Annotated in this window: 15 protein-coding genes; 7 read left to right on the top strand and 8 right to left on the bottom strand. The window is 67.8% G+C overall.

Features of this window, described 5'->3' with window-relative positions; translation table 11 throughout:
• Positions 1-29: 29 nt before the first annotated feature.
• The 3 genes from AUL36_RS19430 to AUL36_RS19420 all read right to left on the bottom strand — a co-directional run bounded on the left by AUL36_RS19430 (position 30) and on the right by AUL36_RS19420 (position 5,172).
• The gene (locus tag AUL36_RS19430) at positions 30-1,508 is read right to left on the bottom strand and encodes a glucosamine inositolphosphorylceramide transferase family protein (protein ID WP_062223489.1); all 1,479 of its coding nucleotides are present in this window, start codon (positions 1,506-1,508) and stop codon (positions 30-32) included.
• A 219-nt stretch (positions 1,509-1,727) separates the two neighbouring features.
• Positions 1,728-3,071, bottom strand: coding sequence for a VpsF family polysaccharide biosynthesis protein (locus tag AUL36_RS19425; protein WP_192843869.1), 1,344 nt, complete (start codon positions 3,069-3,071; stop codon positions 1,728-1,730).
• 1 nt (position 3,072) lies between these two features.
• The gene (locus AUL36_RS19420) at positions 3,073-5,172 is read right to left on the bottom strand and encodes a GumC family protein (protein WP_062223408.1); all 2,100 of its coding nucleotides are present in this window, start codon (positions 5,170-5,172) and stop codon (positions 3,073-3,075) included.
• A 167-nt stretch (positions 5,173-5,339) separates the two neighbouring features.
• Between AUL36_RS19420 and AUL36_RS19415 the strand changes: the two genes are divergently transcribed.
• Genes AUL36_RS19415 through AUL36_RS19405 form a run of 3 tightly spaced genes read left to right on the top strand, consistent with a single transcriptional unit; the run spans position 5,340 to position 8,987 of the window.
• A complete protein-coding gene (locus AUL36_RS19415; protein WP_062223487.1) occupies positions 5,340-6,491 on the top strand; it encodes a glycosyltransferase family 4 protein in 1,152 nt (383 codons plus the stop codon).
• Positions 6,488-7,762, top strand: a complete 1,275-nt coding sequence (locus tag AUL36_RS19410; protein ID WP_062223406.1) for a hypothetical protein — start codon at positions 6,488-6,490, stop codon at positions 7,760-7,762. The genes AUL36_RS19415 and AUL36_RS19410 overlap by 4 nt, the downstream gene beginning before the upstream one ends.
• Positions 7,755-8,987 carry a GNAT family N-acetyltransferase gene (locus tag AUL36_RS19405; protein WP_062223404.1) on the top strand — a complete coding sequence of 411 codons (1,233 nt, stop codon included), beginning with the start codon at positions 7,755-7,757 and terminating at the stop codon, positions 8,985-8,987. The genes AUL36_RS19410 and AUL36_RS19405 overlap by 8 nt, the downstream gene beginning before the upstream one ends.
• Before the next feature lie 47 nt (positions 8,988-9,034).
• On the opposite strand, the gene AUL36_RS19400 is transcribed toward AUL36_RS19405, so the two are convergent.
• Both AUL36_RS19400 and AUL36_RS19395 read right to left on the bottom strand, forming a co-directional pair.
• Positions 9,035-10,525: a sensor histidine kinase gene (locus tag AUL36_RS19400; protein WP_062223402.1), complete on the bottom strand. Its 1,491-nt coding sequence runs from the start codon at positions 10,523-10,525 to the stop codon at positions 9,035-9,037.
• A complete protein-coding gene (locus tag AUL36_RS19395; RefSeq protein WP_062223400.1) occupies positions 10,522-11,196 on the bottom strand; it encodes a response regulator transcription factor in 675 nt (224 codons plus the stop codon). The genes AUL36_RS19400 and AUL36_RS19395 overlap by 4 nt, the downstream gene beginning before the upstream one ends.
• A 142-nt stretch (positions 11,197-11,338) precedes the next feature.
• Between AUL36_RS19395 and AUL36_RS19390 the strand changes: the two genes are divergently transcribed.
• Entirely contained in the window at positions 11,339-12,235 is an 897-nt protein-coding gene (locus AUL36_RS19390) for a hypothetical protein (RefSeq protein ID WP_062223398.1), read from the top strand.
• Positions 12,236-12,292: 57 nt separating this feature from the next.
• Here the strand turns inward: AUL36_RS19390 and AUL36_RS19385 are convergent, their stop codons facing one another.
• Together AUL36_RS19385 and AUL36_RS19380 are read right to left on the bottom strand one after the other, a co-directional pair.
• The gene (locus tag AUL36_RS19385; RefSeq protein ID WP_062223395.1) at positions 12,293-13,741 is read right to left on the bottom strand and encodes a sensor histidine kinase; all 1,449 of its coding nucleotides are present in this window, start codon (positions 13,739-13,741) and stop codon (positions 12,293-12,295) included.
• On the bottom strand, positions 13,734-14,405 hold the full coding sequence (locus AUL36_RS19380) for a response regulator transcription factor (protein WP_058600026.1): 672 nt from the start codon (positions 14,403-14,405) through the stop codon (positions 13,734-13,736). The genes AUL36_RS19385 and AUL36_RS19380 overlap by 8 nt, the downstream gene beginning before the upstream one ends.
• 252 nt (positions 14,406-14,657) lie before the next feature.
• Between AUL36_RS19380 and AUL36_RS19375 the strand changes: the two genes are divergently transcribed.
• From AUL36_RS19375 to AUL36_RS19365, 3 genes are all read left to right on the top strand, one after another.
• Positions 14,658-16,301: a phosphoethanolamine transferase gene (locus tag AUL36_RS19375; protein WP_062223485.1), complete on the top strand. Its 1,644-nt coding sequence runs from the start codon at positions 14,658-14,660 to the stop codon at positions 16,299-16,301.
• Complete coding sequence (locus tag AUL36_RS19370; RefSeq protein WP_058600025.1) at positions 16,298-16,693, top strand: diacylglycerol kinase; 396 nt, start codon at positions 16,298-16,300, stop codon at positions 16,691-16,693. The genes AUL36_RS19375 and AUL36_RS19370 overlap by 4 nt, the downstream gene beginning before the upstream one ends.
• Positions 16,694-16,860: 167 nt before the next feature.
• Positions 16,861-17,574, top strand: coding sequence for a hypothetical protein (locus AUL36_RS19365; RefSeq protein WP_062223393.1), 714 nt, complete (start codon positions 16,861-16,863; stop codon positions 17,572-17,574).
• Here AUL36_RS19365 and AUL36_RS19360 read toward each other — a convergent pair.
• Positions 17,564-18,820: an ATP-binding protein gene (locus AUL36_RS19360; RefSeq protein ID WP_062223391.1), complete on the bottom strand. Its 1,257-nt coding sequence runs from the start codon at positions 18,818-18,820 to the stop codon at positions 17,564-17,566. The two genes, AUL36_RS19365 and AUL36_RS19360, sit on opposite strands and share 11 nt — an antisense overlap.

The following is an 18,820-nucleotide window of genomic DNA, read 5'->3' as shown; positions in this document are numbered from 1 at the left end:
GGGCTTCAAGCCTCGTTGGACAATCCAGGTCAGGACCAGCGCGGCGCCGTCCCGGACCCGTCGATAAACTCAAAAGAACCAGCGCGGTTCAGGCTATGCAAGCGTCGGCCGGGCCAGAGCGGGCCGGGCGTGAGAAGCGTTTCCACGCTCTGCTCGAAGCCGTCCGCGTCGAGGCGCAGAACCTTGGCGAGCCCCATGGCCGCGCCATAGCCCCGGCGGCAATCCTGCACCGGCCGCCACAGCGCGCCGTCGCGCCAGACCATGCGCCCGGCAGGCCGGGCCGAGGCGATGTCGATCAGCACGGGGTTCCGGGGATGGGCCGTCCAGGGACCGCGGAAATCGGGAGCGGACCAGAGATGCAGCGCGTCCGAAAAGGCCCCGCCGCCGTCGCGCACCGTGGCGAAGAGCCAGAACAACCCGTCCTTCTCCACCAGCGTCGCGTCGCTGGCCGACAGGCCGCTCACCAGCACGGATTCGCGCACCCAGCCGCCCGGAAAGGCGGTGGCGCGGAACAGCTCGATCGTACCGCGCTGGTTGGTTTCGGGGATCATCCAAATCTCGCCTTCGCGCTCGAAGACGAAGGGATAGGACAGGTGGCAATCCTGTTCCATGACAGGAACCGGCGCTCCAACAGGCCCGTCGGGGCCGAAGCGCACGGCCGAGATCAGCCCCTTGCCAAGAGAATGGACGTAATCCTCGACGAAGAGCGTGACCGCCCCGTCCGCCTCGATCGGAAAGGGGTCGGCATAGAACCGCTTGCCGTCGTCCTTGAGATCGATCCAGCCCGAGGCCGGATGGGCTTTCAGGTCGAACAGATCGCCGCCTTCGCATCGCCGCCAGCCGACGCGCCAATGAGGCGTGCGATAGCACAGGCGATAGATGCGCCGGAGCACCGCGCCAACAGTCGCGCGCAGCGCACGCTCAGGCAGCGGCCGCCCGGCGCCGATGGCGGCGCGCGGTGCCTCGTCCGGTAGAACCGGCAGCGCGCCCGGCCCGCCCGTTTGGACGCAGGCGGTGATCAGGGTGATCGCGCGGGCGAGAACGTCCTCGAACGTGGCGAGCGCGACACCGGGATATTCCGTCCCGAGCCGGCCTTGCGCAATCGCGCGCCCGTCTTCCACGATCTCGGCCAGGATCGGCTCGTTGGCGAGGATCGCGGCGAGCAGCCCGCCCTCCCCCGCCGCGCCGTTGAAGGCCAGACGCCAAATCCGGTCGGCGTCCGGCTGCGCGTCACCCGACAGGTCGATGGCGAGATCGGCCGGTGTCGCGCTCTTGCGCGAGATAGCAGCCAAGGCAGAGGGCGCGATCGTCGCCGACAAGCGCCGAGGCGGCAGGCCGTGCAGCACGGATTCGAGCTGGAACAGCGCATGGGTTCCGGCGGGCACGTGCGATAGCCCGTGCGACAAAGCCAGTTCGACGGAGCAACCGGGAAGCGCGGCAAGACGCTCCAGCAGCAACTCATGCCACTGGCGAAGGTCCGCCTCGTTCACATGCAGGACGATCCGCAAGCGGCGCCACTCCTCACCGTTCGAAGTCATCGAGAACAAGCGGCTATCGAGGCATCAGACCCCGATCCGCTCACTCTCTTGTGATTTATCAGTGACGCTAACGGAAGCAGGTTAAAGATCACCCATGCACGGTATTCTTTCTGCCATCAGCTTCTGCGAGCCCAGCATATCGAAGGGCTTGGCCATTCCACCAACTATCGCAGACGCCGATGATCTCGCTCAGTGCCTGATGACGGGACGGGGCTGAAGAGGGGAAACCATCGATCGGTCCCGCTCTCCTGTTCGGTAAAGACAGAGAAGTATCACCGCGAATTTCGACATGAGCGTCGTTTTCGAGGCCAAGCTCTCCGAACCGTTGATCAGGATCAGCCAAGCGATCATCGGCAGCCAGCTTCCCGCCCGGCCCCGCGCTATCTCGCGCATAAAGAGGGCGAAGCCGACGAACATCAGAGCCATGAAGAAGGCCCCCTGATAGAGCATCATGCGGATGATCGGATTCTCGATGCCCCATTCCAGGCCCGAAATGCGCCGAAGGCTTTCCAGGAGTTCGACATCGGGGCCGATCAGAAGATCGGGCAGCGAAAAATGCTGGAACAGGCCGAACATCTCGACGCGCGCGTTGGCGCTGCCGCCGTCCGACACGAAGCGGCCGAGCAGATCGTCGAAGAAGCCGCCCGAGATCAGAACGGCCAGCGCCACCGGCACCAGACAGAGCCCCAGGAGAATCAGCGCCGCCGCCATCAGATGAATGCGCCGACGCCGGACCATCCCGAAGCTATGCCAGAGCCCGTAGGAGAGGCCGAGCGCCAGAACCGTGACGATGGCGGTGCGTCCGCCAAAGGCCACCATGGCGGCCAGTTGCAGAAGGATGAGGCCGAGGCGAACCGGGGTGGACATCTGCCGCGCGCCGCTCATCAGCGCCAGCACGTAGCAGGCCGCCAGCGTCGCGTTGACCAGCGGATGGCCTTGAAGCGCGGCCGATCGCAGATCGGTCGGAAAGGTCTCGCCGTCGAATCGATAGGGAAAGATCAGGATCTTGGTGGCGAATTCGAACAGCGCCATCAGTCCGTTCACGGTCATCACGCCGTGAAGCAGCATCTCCATCTGTCGGCGCAGCCGCTCGTCCATGTCCGCCAGAAGCAGGCCCAAGAGGCCGGCGGCAAGGAACGTGTCCACCAGCCCGGCCATGTTGGGGCGCTGGCGCAGAATCACCGAGACGAGCGCGCCCACCGAGATCAGCACCAGAAGCAGCGAGGCGGGTCGCAGACGCCCGACATGGGCGAGATAGCCGAACGGATTGCCGAAGGCGCAGGCGCGCCAGCCGAGCACACAGAGCGTCAGATAGGTGGCGGGGTGCAGCTTGGTCAGCGCGCTGCCCATCAGCCCGTCGTAATTATAGCCGGCATACCAGAGGACGCCGCCCGACAGGGTGAACAGCGCCAGGACGATGGCGAGAATGCCCCAACGCGAGAGTGGGTCGAGGCGCGCAGGGCTCGCCTCGCGCGCGTGCGCCCCGAGCCCTGCGCGCGGCAGGCCGGCGGAGGGCGCTCCGCGCAACGACATGTCAGCGCCCCGCGCCGATCACGAGCGCGCCGGAGAGATCGCGGCCCATGACGCCGGCAGCCGTCGCCTGCGCCCGGATCGCTTCGAGCGGGGTCGAGCGCAGTCGGGCGACCACCAGAATGTCCTCGGCTGTGGCGACCAGCGCGGAGGCGCGCAGATTGGTCGTGAGATCGCCGGCGTCGACCACCACGATGTCGAAACTGTCGGCTGCGTCCATCCAGAGCCGCTCGGTGAAGCGCAGCGCATCCCGCTCCTTCAGAACGGCCCGGTCGCCACCGATGGCCATGAAGCGGACCTGATCGTCGTAGCAATCCTGCACGGCGTTCGACAGGCGGCTTTCGCCCGACAGAACGTCGATCAACCCGGCCGGCCCCTGAGCGCGGCTGTGCATCAGATCGGCGTCGATCAGCAGCACCCGCTCCCCGCGCGAAGCGGCCGTGGCGGCCAGTTCGCTCGCCACGCGCCCGCGCGCCCGCGCATCCGCCTCGGCCGAGCAAAGCAGCACCACGGAAACCGGCGAGCGCCGTTCCCGGCGGCTGGTGGAAAGACGCCGCAGCACCAGCCCCAGAAGGCCGGACAGATTGCGCGCGCGGCGCCCGGAGCGGACAGGCTGGCGACCCCGCAGGATCGAGCCCGGCAGAACGGCCAGAACCGGCGCGCCGGCGGCTTGGCGCACCTGACGCTCCGACAAGGCGGTCGGCGAGGCGTATTCCACCAGCAGCGCCAGCGCCGCGCCAAGGCCAAGCCCGCCGAAGAAGCCGGCCACCGCCAGAAGCGGCGTCGGCGGCCCCTTCTTGTCGATCGGCACGATGGCCCGGCTGATCACGCGCGCGTTGGTGCTGTCGATATTGGACTGCTCGCGCACCTCCTGGCTGCGCTTGAGGTAATTGGCATAGACCTCGCGCACGGCATCCCGGTCCCGCTCCAGCTCGCGCAGGCGAACCTGCACCTGATCGGTGGCGCGCGTCTGGCTTTCCAATGTCGCCTGACGGGTCTTCAACTCATCTTCCGCCGCCTTGGCCCAATTGTAGTCGGCCGTGGCGGATTGGGCGATGCGGGCGAGCTCGGTTCGGATCTGGCGCTCGATGCCGACCTTCTGCGCTTGGGCGGCCTGGAGCGTCGGGTGGCGCGCGCCGAGCTGGAGCGTCATTTCGGAAATGCGCTGGTCGAGCGCGGCCTCGCGGTCGCGCAGGCTGGAGATCACCGTGGAACGCATCACCTCGCCCGTGGCGTCGGGCGTGCGGCCCGAGGCGATGATCGACTGGATCTGGTCCACCCGCGCCTTCTGATAGGCGGTCACGTTGCGCGCATTGGCCAGCTGCGTATTGATATCGGCCAGCGCCTGATCGGACACGAGCACGCCGCCGGCGCTGATCAGATTGTTGTCGTTGCGGTATTTTTCCACCGCGTCCTCGGCCGCCTGCACGGCGGCCCGCTGCTCGGCAAGGCGCGCCGTCAGCGCTCCGGCCGCCTCGCGGGAGGCGTCGGCGCGGGCGTCGCTCTGATCGGCGAGATAGGAATCGGCGATGATATTGGCGAGGCGTGCGGCCTCTGCCGGCTCTTGCGCCGTCACCGTCACGTCGATCACCAGAACCTTGTCGGCGCGTTTGACCGACAGATTGCGGCGCAGCTGGTCGAGCGTGCGAGCTTTGGCCTCGTCCTGCGTGCGCTCCGTGTCCAGAGGCTGCCCCATCAACCGGGCCTTCAAGCGGGACAGGAAACTCACCCGGTTGAAATGAGGGTCGGCGGTGAGATTCGCCGTTTCGATGGCGCGCAGGAGCACGGAATTCGACTGCACCACCGCGACCTGGCTCTCGACCTGCGTGATGCCGCCATCGGGCGACAGCGTGCTCGGGTTGATGGCGTTGCTGACGATCTGCCGGTCGCGCGGGTCGATCAGGATTTCGGCGGTGGCGCTGTAGAGCGGCGGCGTCACGAGACCGTAGACGAGCGCCAACACGGCCAGAAGCACCGCTGTTCCGAGGATCAGGCCGCGCCGATGGACCAGAATTCCCTTGAGTTCGCCGAGTTCAACCGACGAATCCTCGGCATGGGACGGGCCTTCGACGCCATCATTCGAAAGTTGAGCCCAGCCGCCCATTGCCCACCCACGTCGTTCACACAATCTGCACCGCTCTTGGATTAGATCGGAATGGCTAAATTCTGATTATGATTGTCCTGCGGCTGCATGTTCCGACCTTCCTTTCGGGCATGTGGCGAGGGACCAGCGCCAAGGTGGGCGACCGCCGGGCGCAGGGGCGATGGGCCATGCGCATTTCCTGCATTCATCAAGGCTACGAGCTTTACGGGTCGGACCGCAGCTTCATCGAGAGCCTGCGCGCGATCCGTTCCGCCTTTCCCCATGCCGAGATCGAAATCGTGCTCCCGCGCGAAGGGCCGCTCGCCGAGGCGCTGCGCAAGGAAGGCTTCGCCCTGGTGATCGAGCCGCTCTGGGTCCTGCGCCGGCATTCGCTGCCACAGCTGATCGCGACCGCCGCGATCGACCTGCCCCGCGCGCTCTGGCGCGCCCTGAAGCGGCTGCGCGCGGCCGACCTCGTCTATATCAACACCGCCGTGGTCTTCGACCACACGCTGGTCGCTCGCCTGTTCAAGGCCAAGACGATCATCCATGTGCACGAAATCCCCGAAGGCGGGGCGTTGAAGGTGCTCCGCGCCCTCCTGCGCTGGAGCGGGGCGGAGATCATCTTCAACTCGCAGGCGACCAAGCGCACCTATCCCGGCCTCGCCGGCCAACGGAGCCACGTGATCTATAACGGCGTGGCGCTGGAGGCCGACACGCAGCCGGTCAAGGCCGCCGCCGAAGGCCAGCTGCATCTCCTGATGCTGGGGCGCATCAACCGCATCAAGGGGCAGGAAGTCCTGCTCGACGCGCTCGCCCTCCTGCCGCCCCCTTCTCGCGCGCGCCTGTCGGTGCGCATCGTCGGCAGCGCCTTCGAGACGCGCGCGCCCGAGATCGAGCTGGAGCGGCGCATCGCGGCAGCGGGGCTGGACTCCGTCGTTCGCCTGCTTCCCTTCGTGCCGGACCCGGCCGAGCATTACCGCTGGGCCGACATCGTTGTGGTTCCTTCGCGTTTGCCCGAGTCGCTCGGGCGCGTGGCGATCGAGGCGCAGGCCTATGGCCGCCCGCCCATCGTCTCCGATATCGGCGGCCTCGGCGAAACGGTGGAGGACGGGCGCACCGGCTGGGTCGTGCCGCCGGGCGATCCGGCCGCGCTCGCCGCGCGGATCGAGGCGATCCTCGCCGACCCCTCCCCTCTCCCCGCCTTCGCTGAGGCCGGCCGCACGCGGTTCGAGCGGCTCTTCTCCCAAGCGACGGCGGCCGAGGCGTTGACAGGCGTTCTCAGGGCCAATCTAGCACGCCGGCAGGCGTCGGCCCCTTCCAGGCGGAGCGCGGCATGAGACGCCTCCTCCCGCTGGCGCGGCGCCTCGTGATGATGATCGGCGGCGAGGCGATGCAAAGCGCCTTTCATTTCGCGCTGAACATCCTGCTCCTGCATCGGCTGTCGGCCGAAAGCTACGGGCTGTTCGCGCTCGCCATGGTCATGGGCGGCGTCGCGATCACCTATGTCCGTTCGCTCACCGCCGTTCCCGCCTCGATTTGGATCGGGCGGGAAAGCGGGCGTCACCGCGCCCATGCCTATGACGTCAGCTTCGCGTCGGGGGCTTTCGTCCTGTCGGTGGCGATCAGCGTCCTGACCATCCTCCTGATGCTCGCCTGGGACGCGACGGAAATCGGCTCGGTCGGCATCTTCGTGCTGTTCTGGTCGTTCCGCAGCCATCTGCGCGTCAGCAATTTCGCGCTGGGCCGGCCGGGCCTCGTGGCGCTGAGCGATCTCGGCTTCACGGCTTTCAGCGTTCTCGCCACGGGTTTCGTGGTCTGGCGCGGGGGCGACCTTCTGCACGAGACCTTTCTGGCGCTCGCCGTGACCAACGCGCTCGGCGTCGCCATCATGCTCTTGGGAATGCGCCGGCCGATCCGCTTCACGCTGCGCGCCAGTATGCGCCGGCGCTGGCTCGGCCTCTGGCGCTCCGTGCGCTGGTCGGCGCTGAGCGCGACCACGGTGACGCTTCAAGGCCAAGCCATGGCGCTCCTGGTGGCAAGCTTCGCCGGCCCCGCCGCCTATGCGCCGATCGCGGCCGTGCTCGTCTTCTTCACGCCGCTGCGCATCGTGGCGGGTGCGATCGCCAATATGGTGCAGCCTGAAATCGCGCGTCTCGTCCGGCGCGACGATGCCGCTGTCTGGCGGCTGATGGGCTTGTGGACGCTGGGGCTCGGGCTGGTCGGCCTTGCCTATGGCGGGCTGGTTCTGGCGGTTCTGCCCTTCGTGAAATCCGACGTTCTCGCCCATGCCGACGGCTGGCTGATCGGGCTGTTTTCCTGGGCGATCTACTTCACCACCATGCTCTACGTCATGCCGCGCATCACGCTGGAATCGCTGGGCGATTTCGGCACGGTCGCGCTGACGACCGGCATCGCGGCCGCTTTCGGCATGGCCTTGATCGTGGCGCTGCTTCTGCTGGCTCCGCCGGACTGGGTGCTGGCGGGCGCGGCCGCGTCCGAGATTCTGGTGGCCGTTCTCTCCTGGGCGGCCGTCAGCCGTCGCCTCGCCTCGCGCGAGGCCGGCCGCCCCTTCTCCCTCCGCTTCCTCTCGGGCCGATCGCATGGATGAGCGCTCCCTTCCCCCAAGCGCGCCGGTCGCCCTCGCGCCCGTCGCACGGCTTCACCGCGACCTCGCGCCTGTCCGCGATCTCTGGCTCGCCTGCGAAGCGCAGGGCGTCTGCAACGCCCATCAGCGCTATGGCTGGATGGCGCTGGTGGTGGAACATCTTCTGGCGCTGGACAAGTCCGAACCTCTCATCGTGGAACTGCGCGACGCGGTGAGCGGCGCGCCGATCCTGCTCCTGCCGCTGGCGATCAGGCGCAAGGCGGGCCTGACGGAGATCGTGCCTCTCAGCGCGGGCGTGTGCGACTATACCGCGCCGGTCCTTGCCCAGCCCGTCGCCTACACGGCCGAGGAGGCCCGGCGCTTCTGGCTGGCGATCCGTGCCGCATTGCCGAAGGCGGACCGGCTGCGGCTCGATTCGATCCCGCACGAGATCGTGCCCGGCATTCCCAACCCGCTGGCGCTCGTCGATGGAATTCAGGATTCGGCGCTATCGGTATCCGGCATGGCAACACCCGGCCCCGCCGACACGCTGGCGGCCAGGGTCTTCCGCCCGTCCTTCGTCAAGCAGGTGGGCAAGACGCGGCGACGGCTGGAGGCGTTGGGCACGCTGAGCTTCGAAGTGGCTCGAACGCCGGCCGAGGTGGACGCTATGATGGACGAGCTGCTGCATCTGCGGCTCGCACGGTTTCGTAAACTCGGGCGCTTCGACATTCTGTCGAGCCCGGCCTACGGCCAGTTCTACCGGCAGGCGGCTCACGAGGGGCTTTCCGGCGGCTCGGCGCAGGTTATCGGCCTCAAACTGGATGGCGATTGCCTGGCGCTGATGCTGAACCTGGTCCATCGGGACGTGGCCCATGGCATTCTGATCGCCATGGATGACGAGCGCGCACGCAACACCGCGCCCGGCCTCTTCATGATCAGCCTGGCCATCGAACAGGCCTGCCGCGAGGGTGTCACCTATTTCGACTTCTCGGTCGGTGGCCAGAGCTACAAGCAAAGCGTGGGGGCTTTGAGTCGGCCCTTCTTCCGTCTGGAAGAGGTTTATTCCTTGCGCGGCCACGCCATGGCCCTGGCCGACAAGGGCGCCGAAGAACTGCGCGCGCGACTGAAAAGCAACGAGGCGCTTTATGGCCGCCTGCGCTCCTGGCGCGGCAAGCTCCGCCGTCTGAGCCATCGTCCTGCGGCGAACACGGCACCGGACAAGCCCCGCGCCCCCGACAGCGACTGAGGCGCGCGCTTGCCGTCTCGGCATCCGCCGGTGTCATTCTGCCAGCCTCACTCCACGGTCGCGGCCGGCAGCACGAGCCGCGCTTCCAGCCCGCCCACGCCTGCTCGGCCGAACTCCAGCCGGCCACCGTAAAGCTCGGCGATCTCAGCCGTGATCGGAATGCCGAAGCCGTGGCCGGGCTGGCTTTCGTCCAGCCGGCGGCCGGGCTGGCGTACGGTCGCGATCTCGGCCTCCGACAGGCCCGGCCCGTCATCCCCGATGCGGATAAGCACCTCGCGCCCCTGGCTTGCGGCGTCGAACGTGACGAGGCTGCGCGCATGGCGGCGGGCATTGTCGAGAAGATTGCCGAGCATCTCGTCGAGATCCTCCCCGTCTACGCCGGCCGGCAGCGTCTCGGGCAGGCGCGCCTCGATGCGCACGGCTTGGTTTTCGCGGAACTTATCGAGCATGGCGGCGAGATCGCGCCCGTGGCGCGCTACATCGGCCTGCCGGCGCGTGCCGCCCAGCGCCGCCGTGCGGGCACGGCGCAGGTGATGGCGAATGCGCCGGTCCATGAGGTCGAGGAGGCCCAGCATTTCGGCCTGCCGCTCGCCCGCGTCGAGGCGCTCGGCGGCCGCGCTCAAGGTGGCGAGCGGCGTCTTCAGGCCATGGGCGAGATTGGCGACATGCAGCCGCGCCTGACGTAGATGCGCGGCATCCTGCGCGATCAGCGCGTTCAGCTCGTCCACCAGCGGCTTCAGTTCGGCCGGTTGCGGCCCCTCGATCCGCTCGCGCCGCCCCTCGCGCACGGCCTTCAGCGCGCCGCGCAGATGCTCCAGCGGCAGAAGGCCGAAGCGCACCTGAAACACGATCGCCCCGATCAAGAGGAGGCCGAGACCTGCGAGCGTCAACGCCACGGCGAGGATCGCATCGCGCAGGGGCGCGTTCAAGGCAGCGCGCGGGGCCGTCACGTCGATGCGGATGTCCTTGCCGCCCCGCTCGAACCGCAGCGAGCGCACCAGAAGCGCTTGGCCGTCCTCGTCCTGAGCCGGGCGCAGGCGATGAGGCGGCCCGTCCTCCTCCTCGGGATCGACCATGTCGAGACTGCGGGGTCCGAGCGAGCGCGACGAGGCCATTTCCTGTCCGTCCACGAGGATGCGCCAATACCAGCCCGAGCCGGGCCCGTTGAACGGCGGGGGTTCGGGGCCGAACCGATCGAAGTTGAGATCGCCCTCCGGCCGCGCGTCGCCACGCGGCCGGCCGGGGCGGGGCGGTGGCCGCTCGCCCTCGGTCAGCGCGGTGCGCAGGGTCGAAAGTTGCAGGTCGAGCCGCGTCGCCACCTCCGCCCGCACGATGCCCTCGAGCACATGCGCGAGCACCAGCCCGGTGAGCGGAATGGCGACGAGCACGAAGAGTACCGCCGAGGCAACAAGGCGCGCGCGCAGCGAGCCGCCGAACAGACGGGCGAACCGACGAGAGAAAGGCCGGTGGGTCACGCGATGCGCGGGCGGCGGGCCACCGGGAGGATGCGCCTCGGGATGCGGGTGCGGAGCCGTCATGCCACGCCCGCCCCTTCGGCCGTCAGCCGGTAGCCGAGGCCCCGCGAGGTCTCGATCATGCCATGGCCGATCTTGCGTCGAAGCCGCGCGATGATGACCTCGACCGAGTTGGAATCCACCTCCGCATCGCCCTCGTAGACGCGCTCAATCAGGTCGGCGCGTGGCACCACCACCTCCTTGCGCAGCATGAGGCAGGAGAGAACGCGCCATTCCAGCGCCGTGAGCTTCAGCGGCAAGCCATCCTTCTCGAACGTGCCGACCTGTGCGTCATAGCTGATCGGCCCGCAGGTGATGCGCGCGTCGGCATGGCCACGCGAGCGGCGCACCAGCGCGCGCAGGCGCATCACCAGTTCCTCGACGCGAAAGGGTTTCACCAGATAATCGTCGGCGCCGGCCTTGAAGCCCTGCACCTTGTCGCTCCAGCCGTCCCGCGCTGTCAGGATCAGAACGGGCAGCGAGCGCGCGGCGTCGCGCCAGCCGCGCAGCACCTCGATGCCGCTCATATCGGGCAGGCCGAGATCGAGAACCGCCGCGTCGTAAAGCTCGGTGTCGCCGAGATGCAGCCCGTCCTCGCCATTGGCGGCGTGATCCACCGCGAAGTTCTCGGCCCTCAGCGCCGCCGCGATCTCGCCGGCGAGAGCGGCATCGTCCTCGACAAGAAGCACGCGCATCGGATCGTCCCTTTTCTACGGCTGCACACCAGCCTCCGCGCTAGTCCCGGCGGCTGAACGGAACCTGAACCGCGTGGTTCAGGAGGGGTTTCGTGGCGTCTCGTAAAAAGCCTCCATCCGCCACACGGAAAGGACTTTCGAAATGCCCCACAAGCTGTCCCTCAAGCGTCGCCTCGCTCTCGCAGCCCTCGCCGCGCCCGTTCTGGCCGGCTCAGGGCTGGCCTATGCGCAGGCCCCGGCCGCGCCGCAAGCCACCCCGGTGAAGGTGAACGAATTGCGCGACATGAACACGATCCGCCTCGACGGGCGCGTCACTGATGTCTTCGGCAACCGCTTCGTTCTGGAAGACGCGACCGGCCGCACGCTGGTGGAACTCGGGCCGCGCGGCGAGAATGGCGCACTGGTAAAGATCGGCGACACGGTCGTCGTCGACGGTGCCTTCCGGGGCGGCGAGGTTCGCGCCGATGCGATCAGCGTCGGCGGCGGCGAGCGCGTGGCGCTGGAGCGCCCGCGCCCCGATCGCGGCCCCGGCCGGGATGGACCGGGACGGGACGGCCCCGAGCGCGGTGGGCCGGGCCGCGAGGGACCGGGAGGTCCCGGTCGCCATGGCCCCGGCCATGACGGCCCGCCGCCCCCGCCTCCGGGCGAGCGTGCCGAGCGCGACGGCCGCTGGTTCGACTTCGGCTCGGTGGACAAGGACGCCGCCGCCAAGTCCCTCGCGGATGCCGGCTACAAGGACGTGACGCTGGTGGACGCCAAGCGCCATCATGCCGAGTTCACCGCCACGGACGCCGCCGGCCAGCGCTGGGATCTGAAAGTGGACGAGAACAACGCCATCGCCGAGCGCGAGCCCTATGTGGCCCCGCTGGACGAAGCGGCCACCAAGGCGGCGATCGAGAAGCTCGGCTACACCTATGTCGGCGACTACGAGACCGGCCCGCGCCATGTCGCGGCGGAAGCCAAGGACAAGACCGGGCGCGACGTGACGGTGGAGCTGAACTTCGACGGCACGCTGCGCAAGGAGCGTTTCGAGGGCTGATCGGCTCTCTCCGTTCGATCCGACGAAAGGCCGGCTCCCTCGGGGGCCGGTCTTTTTTCATGCCCCGTCGCGAGGCAGCGCCCCGAGTTCCGTCAGCGGCGGGAAAAGAAGCGCCACGCAAAGGCCGGGTTCGCCGTCCGACACATCGATCCTCGCCTCGTGCAGGTCCGCGATGGCGCTGACCATGGCAAGGCCCAGCCCCGTGCCGGGCGTCGTGCGGCTGCGGTCGAGCCGATAAAGGCGGCGGAAGATCGCCTCCCGCTCCTCAGCCGGGACGCCCGGCCCGTCGTCGCGCACGCTCAGGATCACGGCCCCGCCCTGCGCGCCGAGCCGGACCTCGATCTTTGCCGGAGCTGGAACATGGCGGATGGCGTTTTCGATCAGATTGGCGAGAAGCTGCGTCAGGAGTTCGCCGTCGCCCTGGATGGTGAGACCGGGCTCGATGCGCGGGTCCAGCCTGTGCCCCTCGTCCAGCGCGACCTCGCCATAGGTGTCGCAGACATTGTCCACGAGCTTCGAAAGGTCGAGCGGGCGAAACCGCGCGCGGCGTGCACCGGCCTCGACCTGCGCGATGCGCAGGAGCGCGTTGAAGGTCTCGATGATCGTGTCGCTTTCCTCGATCGCCTCTTCCATGGCGCGCTCGAAGCGAGCGGGCTCGGGTCTCTGGCGGGCCATCGTGTCCAGCCGCTGGCGCAGCCGGGCGAGCGGCGTGCGCAGATCGTGCGCGATGTCGGTGGAGACCTGTCGCAGGCTCTCCATCAGCGTCTCGATGCGCGACAGCATCCGGTTCACGTCGCCCGACAGGCGGTCGATCTCGTCGCCCCGCTTCGTCACGGGCAGGCGAAGCTCGAAGCGCCCGGCGACCACCTTGTGCGTGACCTCGGCGATCTCGTTCAGCCGCCGCGCCGGCTCGCGGCTGAACACATAGGCGCTGACCATGGCCACCAGCGAGATCGCCACGCAGCCCAGAAGCAGGCAGGCCAGCATGATCTCCTGGATTTCATGCAGCACATGCGAGTTGCGCCCGGCCATGAGCCGATAGGGCCCGATCTCGCGCCCGAACGAGAAGAGCCTCACCTCGTCGTCGCTATTGGTCGCGGCGGCGTCCATCAGATCCTGGCTGAGATGCAGCACCTCCTCATCGACGAATTGCTGGTACCAGCCCTCGCGCCAGAGCACGGGCGGGATATTGCCCTCCAGGAAACTGCCGTCCGGGGCCAGAAGCAGAAAGAAACTGTCTCCCGGCGCGCCTTCCGAGCGCTCATGCACGCTGTGACGCAGTTCCGCCTCGCCGCCCTCGCGAAAGGCGGATTCGAAGACGGCCATGTCATGGTCGATCTCGCGCACCGAAATGCCGCGGACTTCGTGGGTCGCGACCGCGTAGGTGAGTCCCATGATGGCCGCGACCGCCAGAATGAAGATGAGCGTATAGGCCAGCGCCAGCCGATAGGTCGTGGTGCGCAGAACCGAGAAGCCGGAGCCGCGCTCCCCCGCGCGCTCACGCATCCAGAAGATAGCCCGAGCCGCGCACGGTGCGAATCATCTCGCTGGCGAAGGGCCGGTCCACCTTGGCGCGCAGCCGGCTGACATGGGTTTCCACGACATTGGTCTTGGGGTCGAAATGGAAATCCCAGACCCGCTCCAGAAGCATGGTGCGCGTCAGCACCCGGCCGCGATTGCGCATCATATATTCCAGGAGCCGGAATTCTCGCGGCTGAAGCTCGATCGAGGTCCCTGCGCGCGAGACGGAGCGCGACAGGAGATTGACCTTGAGGTCTCCGACTTCCAGCGTGGTCTCTTCCCGTCGCCCCGGCGCGCGGCGCATCAGGGCGTTGAGCCGCGCCATCAGTTCCGAAAAGGCAAAAGGCTTCAGGAGATAATCGTCCGCCCCCGCTTCCAGCCCCTCCACCCGGTCGTCCACCCCGCCGACGGAGGTGAGGAAGAGGACGGGCGCGTTGCGCCCGGCCGAGCGCAGCGCGCGCACCAGCGACAATCCGTCGAGGCGCGGCAGCATCCGGTCCACCACCAGCGCGTCGTAGCTGCGCGTGCAGGCGAGTTCGAACCCGGTCATGCCGTCGGGCGCATGGTCGATCTCATGCCCTTCCTCGCGCAGGCCCGCGCCGACATAATCGGCGGTAGAGCGATCGTCCTCGATCAGAAGAACCTTCATGCCGGACTCCGATGCGCCATGAGGCGAAAACGGGTCGCCTCCCGACGCAGTGCCACCCATCGACCTCCCCGCCCGGCTTTGCGGCAGCGCGTGTCGCACCGGCAAGACAAAGGACGGCGCTCATAGCTTCTATACGAAACTGTATAGAAGCCGCGAAGGCGCAACGTCACAAAACTGATATGGAAGCGGACTTGCGAGCATGGTTCGCCGCCGCTCGCCGCGAGACCGATCCTACCCCTGTGCCGGATGTCCATGCGCCTTCATCGCCCCGTCATCGGCAGCGTCTCGCTGTCACTTCTCACGGCCGCCTTTCTTCTTGTAGGGCCGAACCAAACCTTCTGGCGCAAGGGGCTCGAATATTTTTCCGGGCATCTCGACAAGCTGGTCTGGCTCGGGCTCGGGCTGTTCTGCCTCTTGTCGGCGATCCTCGTCATCGTCTCGGTGAAATATGTCATCAAGCCGGTCCTGATCGCGCTCGTTCTCGTGGCCGCTTCCGCCTCCTACTATGTGAACACGTTCGGCGTCCTGATCGATCGGGAGATGATTCAGAATGTCGCGCTGACAACAACGAGCGAGGCCAAGCATCTCTTCACGCCCAATCTCATCCTGCATCTCGTTCTGTTCGGTCTCCTGCCTTCGCTCGCCATCGCCTTCGTGCGGGTGCGCCATCGCCGGTTTCCCGCCAAGCTCCTCTACAACACGCTGACCGTCTTCGCCCTTCTGGGCGGCGCGGCGCTCGCGACATTCCTCAACTACTCGGCCTTCGCCTCGACCTTCCGCCAGCATCGCGATCTGATCGCGAGCCTCAACCCGAGCGCCCCCGTGGTCGCCGCGTTCCAGTTCGCCTCGCGCGAGATGGAGGACCGCAACCTGACGCCCGCCCCGCTGGGCACGGACGCCGCCAAGGGGCCGCTCATCGTCAAGGCGGGCAAGCCGGTGCTGACCGTCTTCGTCGTCGGCGAAACGGCGCGCGCGCAGAATTTCGGGCTGAACGGCTACGAGAAGAACACCACGCCGGAATTGGCCGCGCGAGGCGTTTTCAACTTCTCCAACGTGTCGAGCTGCGGCACGTCGACGGCCGTGTCCGTGCCCTGCATGTTCTCGAACTATCCGCGCCGCGACTATTCCGAGCGCAAGGCGCATTCGACGGAAAACCTGACGGACGTGCTCACCCATGCCGGTGTGAAGGTCGAATGGTACGACAACGACACGGGCTCCATGCGCGTGGCCGAGCGCATCCCTTACGAGTTCCTGCCTGCCACGAACGACCCGCGCTTCTGCTCGGGCGGCGAGTGCCATGACGAGATCCTGGTGGATCGGCTGAAGCGCGCCCTGCCGAGCGTCCAGTCCGACACGGTGATCGTGCTGCATCAGCTGGGCAGCCACGGCCCGGCCTATTTCGAGCGCTACCCCAAGGACTTCGAGCGCTTCCAGCCAGCCTGTCAGACGGCGCAGTTCGCCGATTGCGAGCGCGCCGAGATCGTCAACGCCTATGACAACACGATCCTCTATACCGACCATGTCCTGTCCGAAATCATCGATACGCTGAAGGGCGAGGACAGGCTTTCGACCGCGCTGTTCTTCGTGTCCGACCATGGCGAGTCGCTGGGCGAAAACGGGCTCTATCTTCACGCCGCGCCCTATTTCATCGCGCCCTCGACGCAGACCCATGTGCCTCAGGTCGCCTGGTTCTCGCAGAGCTATCAGACCGCGTTCGGGATCGACACGTCCTGCCTGAAGGCTCGCGCTAGCGCAGATCTCTCGCACGACAATGTGTTCCACACGATTTTGGGCTTGATGGACGTTTCGACCTCGGTTTACAGCCGTGAGCTCGATGCCTTCGCCCCGTGCCGTGGCACGGGAAAGACCCTCGCCTCCATCGGAACTCGCCCATGAGCCTCGATCTTTCGCTCGACCGGACGGCGGCGCCTCAAAAGAAGCGCGGCGCGGGCCATCTCTTCGCGGCCGCGCGCTATTCCTTCGGAGGCTTCCGCCGCATTCTCGGCGAAACCGCCTTCCGGCACGAGCTGATGGCGGGCGGCGCGCTGCTCGGCGTCTTCGCGCTGATCGGGGCGAGCCCGCTCGACTTCCTCGTGCAGATCGTCCTGATGCTGGTGCTCATGGCCGGCGAGGCGCTGAACACGGCGATCGAGGTGATCGTGGACCGCGTGTCGCCGGAGATTTCCGACTTCGCCAAGCAGGCCAAGGATCTCGGCTCGTTTGCCGTCTTCTGCCTCATTCTCGCCAATTGCGGCTATGGCGCCGTGGTGCTGCTGCGCGCCTTCTGACGTCGAAAGCCGCGCCCGAACAAGCGCTTGCCGGGTTCCGGGCGCGCACACGCGCCCGACACGCTCCGCAACATTTCGGAAATCTCGGTCACATAACGTAACGAAGCGGCCCCACTGGTGTCTCCCAAAGAGCGCAGATTCCGTTCGACCCACAAGGACGATCGGACATGGCTTCAGCGACGACCCGCAGCTTTCACCCTCTGACCCGTCTTGCCCGGCGCTTTGCCGGTCAGGCGCTTCTGTCGGGCTCGGTCATGATCGCGCTGAATGCCGCGTCCCATATCGATCTCGGACTGGGCGATGCGCCATGGCCGGGCTTTGCCGAGGAAGCCGCGCAGAGCGAGCCCCAGCGAGAAGCCATGGTGCTGCCGGGGCTCGACAGCGGCTTCGGGAAGGTTGGCGGCACCGACGCGGTGCCGACCCTCATGATCGCGGCCGCGCCGAGGCCGGTGCGCGAGGCGCGGCTGCCGGTTCCCGCCCGTGTGTTCGGGCCGGTCGCAGAGATGCAGTCGCAGGCCGAAGCCAAGCCCGCCGCCGCGCGCCCTTCCCCGCCGGTTCGGCTGGCAAGCTTCGACGCAGCGCGGAAGGACGGTGTGCTTCTGTTCGACCAATGCGCGCCGGCCTGCGAGTCCCGCGATCCGCTGCTGCATCGCAGCATCGCGAAGGCCGCGCGTCGCCCGGCGACGCCGGCCCGCACGCGCCTCGCTGATCTCGAAACGCCAGCCCGCGAGATCGTGGCCGATGCCGAGACGCAAGGCCCCGCTCGTCCCGCATGGCAGCCGGCCGAAGCCGCGCCCGGCCTTCTCACCCGTTCACTCTCTGCCGCGTGGGATACGGGCCACGCTGCTGCCGGAAGCTTGGCCCGCCTCGTCAACTGGTAGGCTCGAAGCGGAGGAGGTCCACCACCTGCCGCAGGCCGCCGCCCTCGCGGTTCTCGATGCGGATCGTGCCGCCGTGCCGCTCGAGGATTTCATGCGCAATGGCAAGGCCGAGCCCTGCTCCGCCATGGGTCTTGCGCCGTCCCGCATCGACCCGGAAGAAGGGCTCGAACACGCGCGCCAGAAGCTCGGCCGGGATGCCCGGCCCGCGATCCTCGACCACGACGCGCCAAGCCTCGCCCGAGCCCTCCAAGCGCAGCACCGCGCCCCCGCCATGCGTCGCGGCATTGTCGATGAGATTGCTGAAGGCGCGTTTGAGCGCGAGGCGCTGCCCCCTCACGAACCCGCTCGCCGCGCCGCCCTCGAACCGCACCAGGCGCCCGATCGCGCCGAGTTCCCCCGCGATCTCGCCGAGCAGCGCCGGCAGCTCGACGGGCTCGGGCGGGTCGGCAGCCACTTCCTCGCGCACGAGGCGGATGGCGCTGTCGGCGATGGCGTCGAGTTCGCCCAGATCCCTCAACCAGGCTTCGCGCTCCGCCTCGGGCAGAAACTCGGCGCGCAGGCGCAGGCGCGTCATCGGCGTGCGCAGATCATGGCCGGCCGCCGCCACGAGGCGCATTCGGCTCTCGGTCGCCGAGCGCACCCGCTCCGACAGGCGGTTCAGCGCCTCGGCCGTCGCGCGCAGTTCCGCCGGCCCTTTGGGCGTGAGCGGGGCCAACGTTCCGTCCGGGCGCACCGAGGCGGCGGCCTGTTCCAGAACGCGCAAGGGTCCGGTGATCCGCCGCGCGGCCATCAGTGCCACCGCGATCGCGCCGAGCGTCACCAGCGAGAGATAGGAGACGAGCGGGCCGATGGGCGACGGCGGCAGGCCGGGATAGTGCAGGAACATCCATGTCCCGTCGCGGAGCGGCACGGCGATGCGAAAGTGCCGGCCGTCCTCGCTGGAGACGACACGCACGTCCATATCCGTCCCTTCGGCCCGAAGCCGCCGGATAAGTTTGGCGCTCGGTTCTTCGTGAACATCGCGGGCACGTGGCTCCGGGCCGGTCTCGATGCCCGCTGCCCGCGCCTTCGCGCCTGAGCCTTCGGCGACGCGCAGAGCCAGCGACACGCTTTCGGCGAACATGCCTTCGAAATCGGCGGAGTCGTCGTGGTCCAGAATCTGGAAGGTCACAACCGCCGCCAGAACCACGACGCCGACGATCGCCCCGACGAGAAGCAGCGCCAGCCGGTTGCGCAGCGACACCAT

This window comes from Aureimonas sp. D3 (assembly GCF_001463805.1).
Lineage (GTDB): Bacteria > Pseudomonadota > Alphaproteobacteria > Rhizobiales > Rhizobiaceae > Aureimonas > Aureimonas ureilytica_A.
Note: the sequence above shows the minus strand (reverse complement) of the source record. Positions and strands in the feature narration are given on the sequence as shown.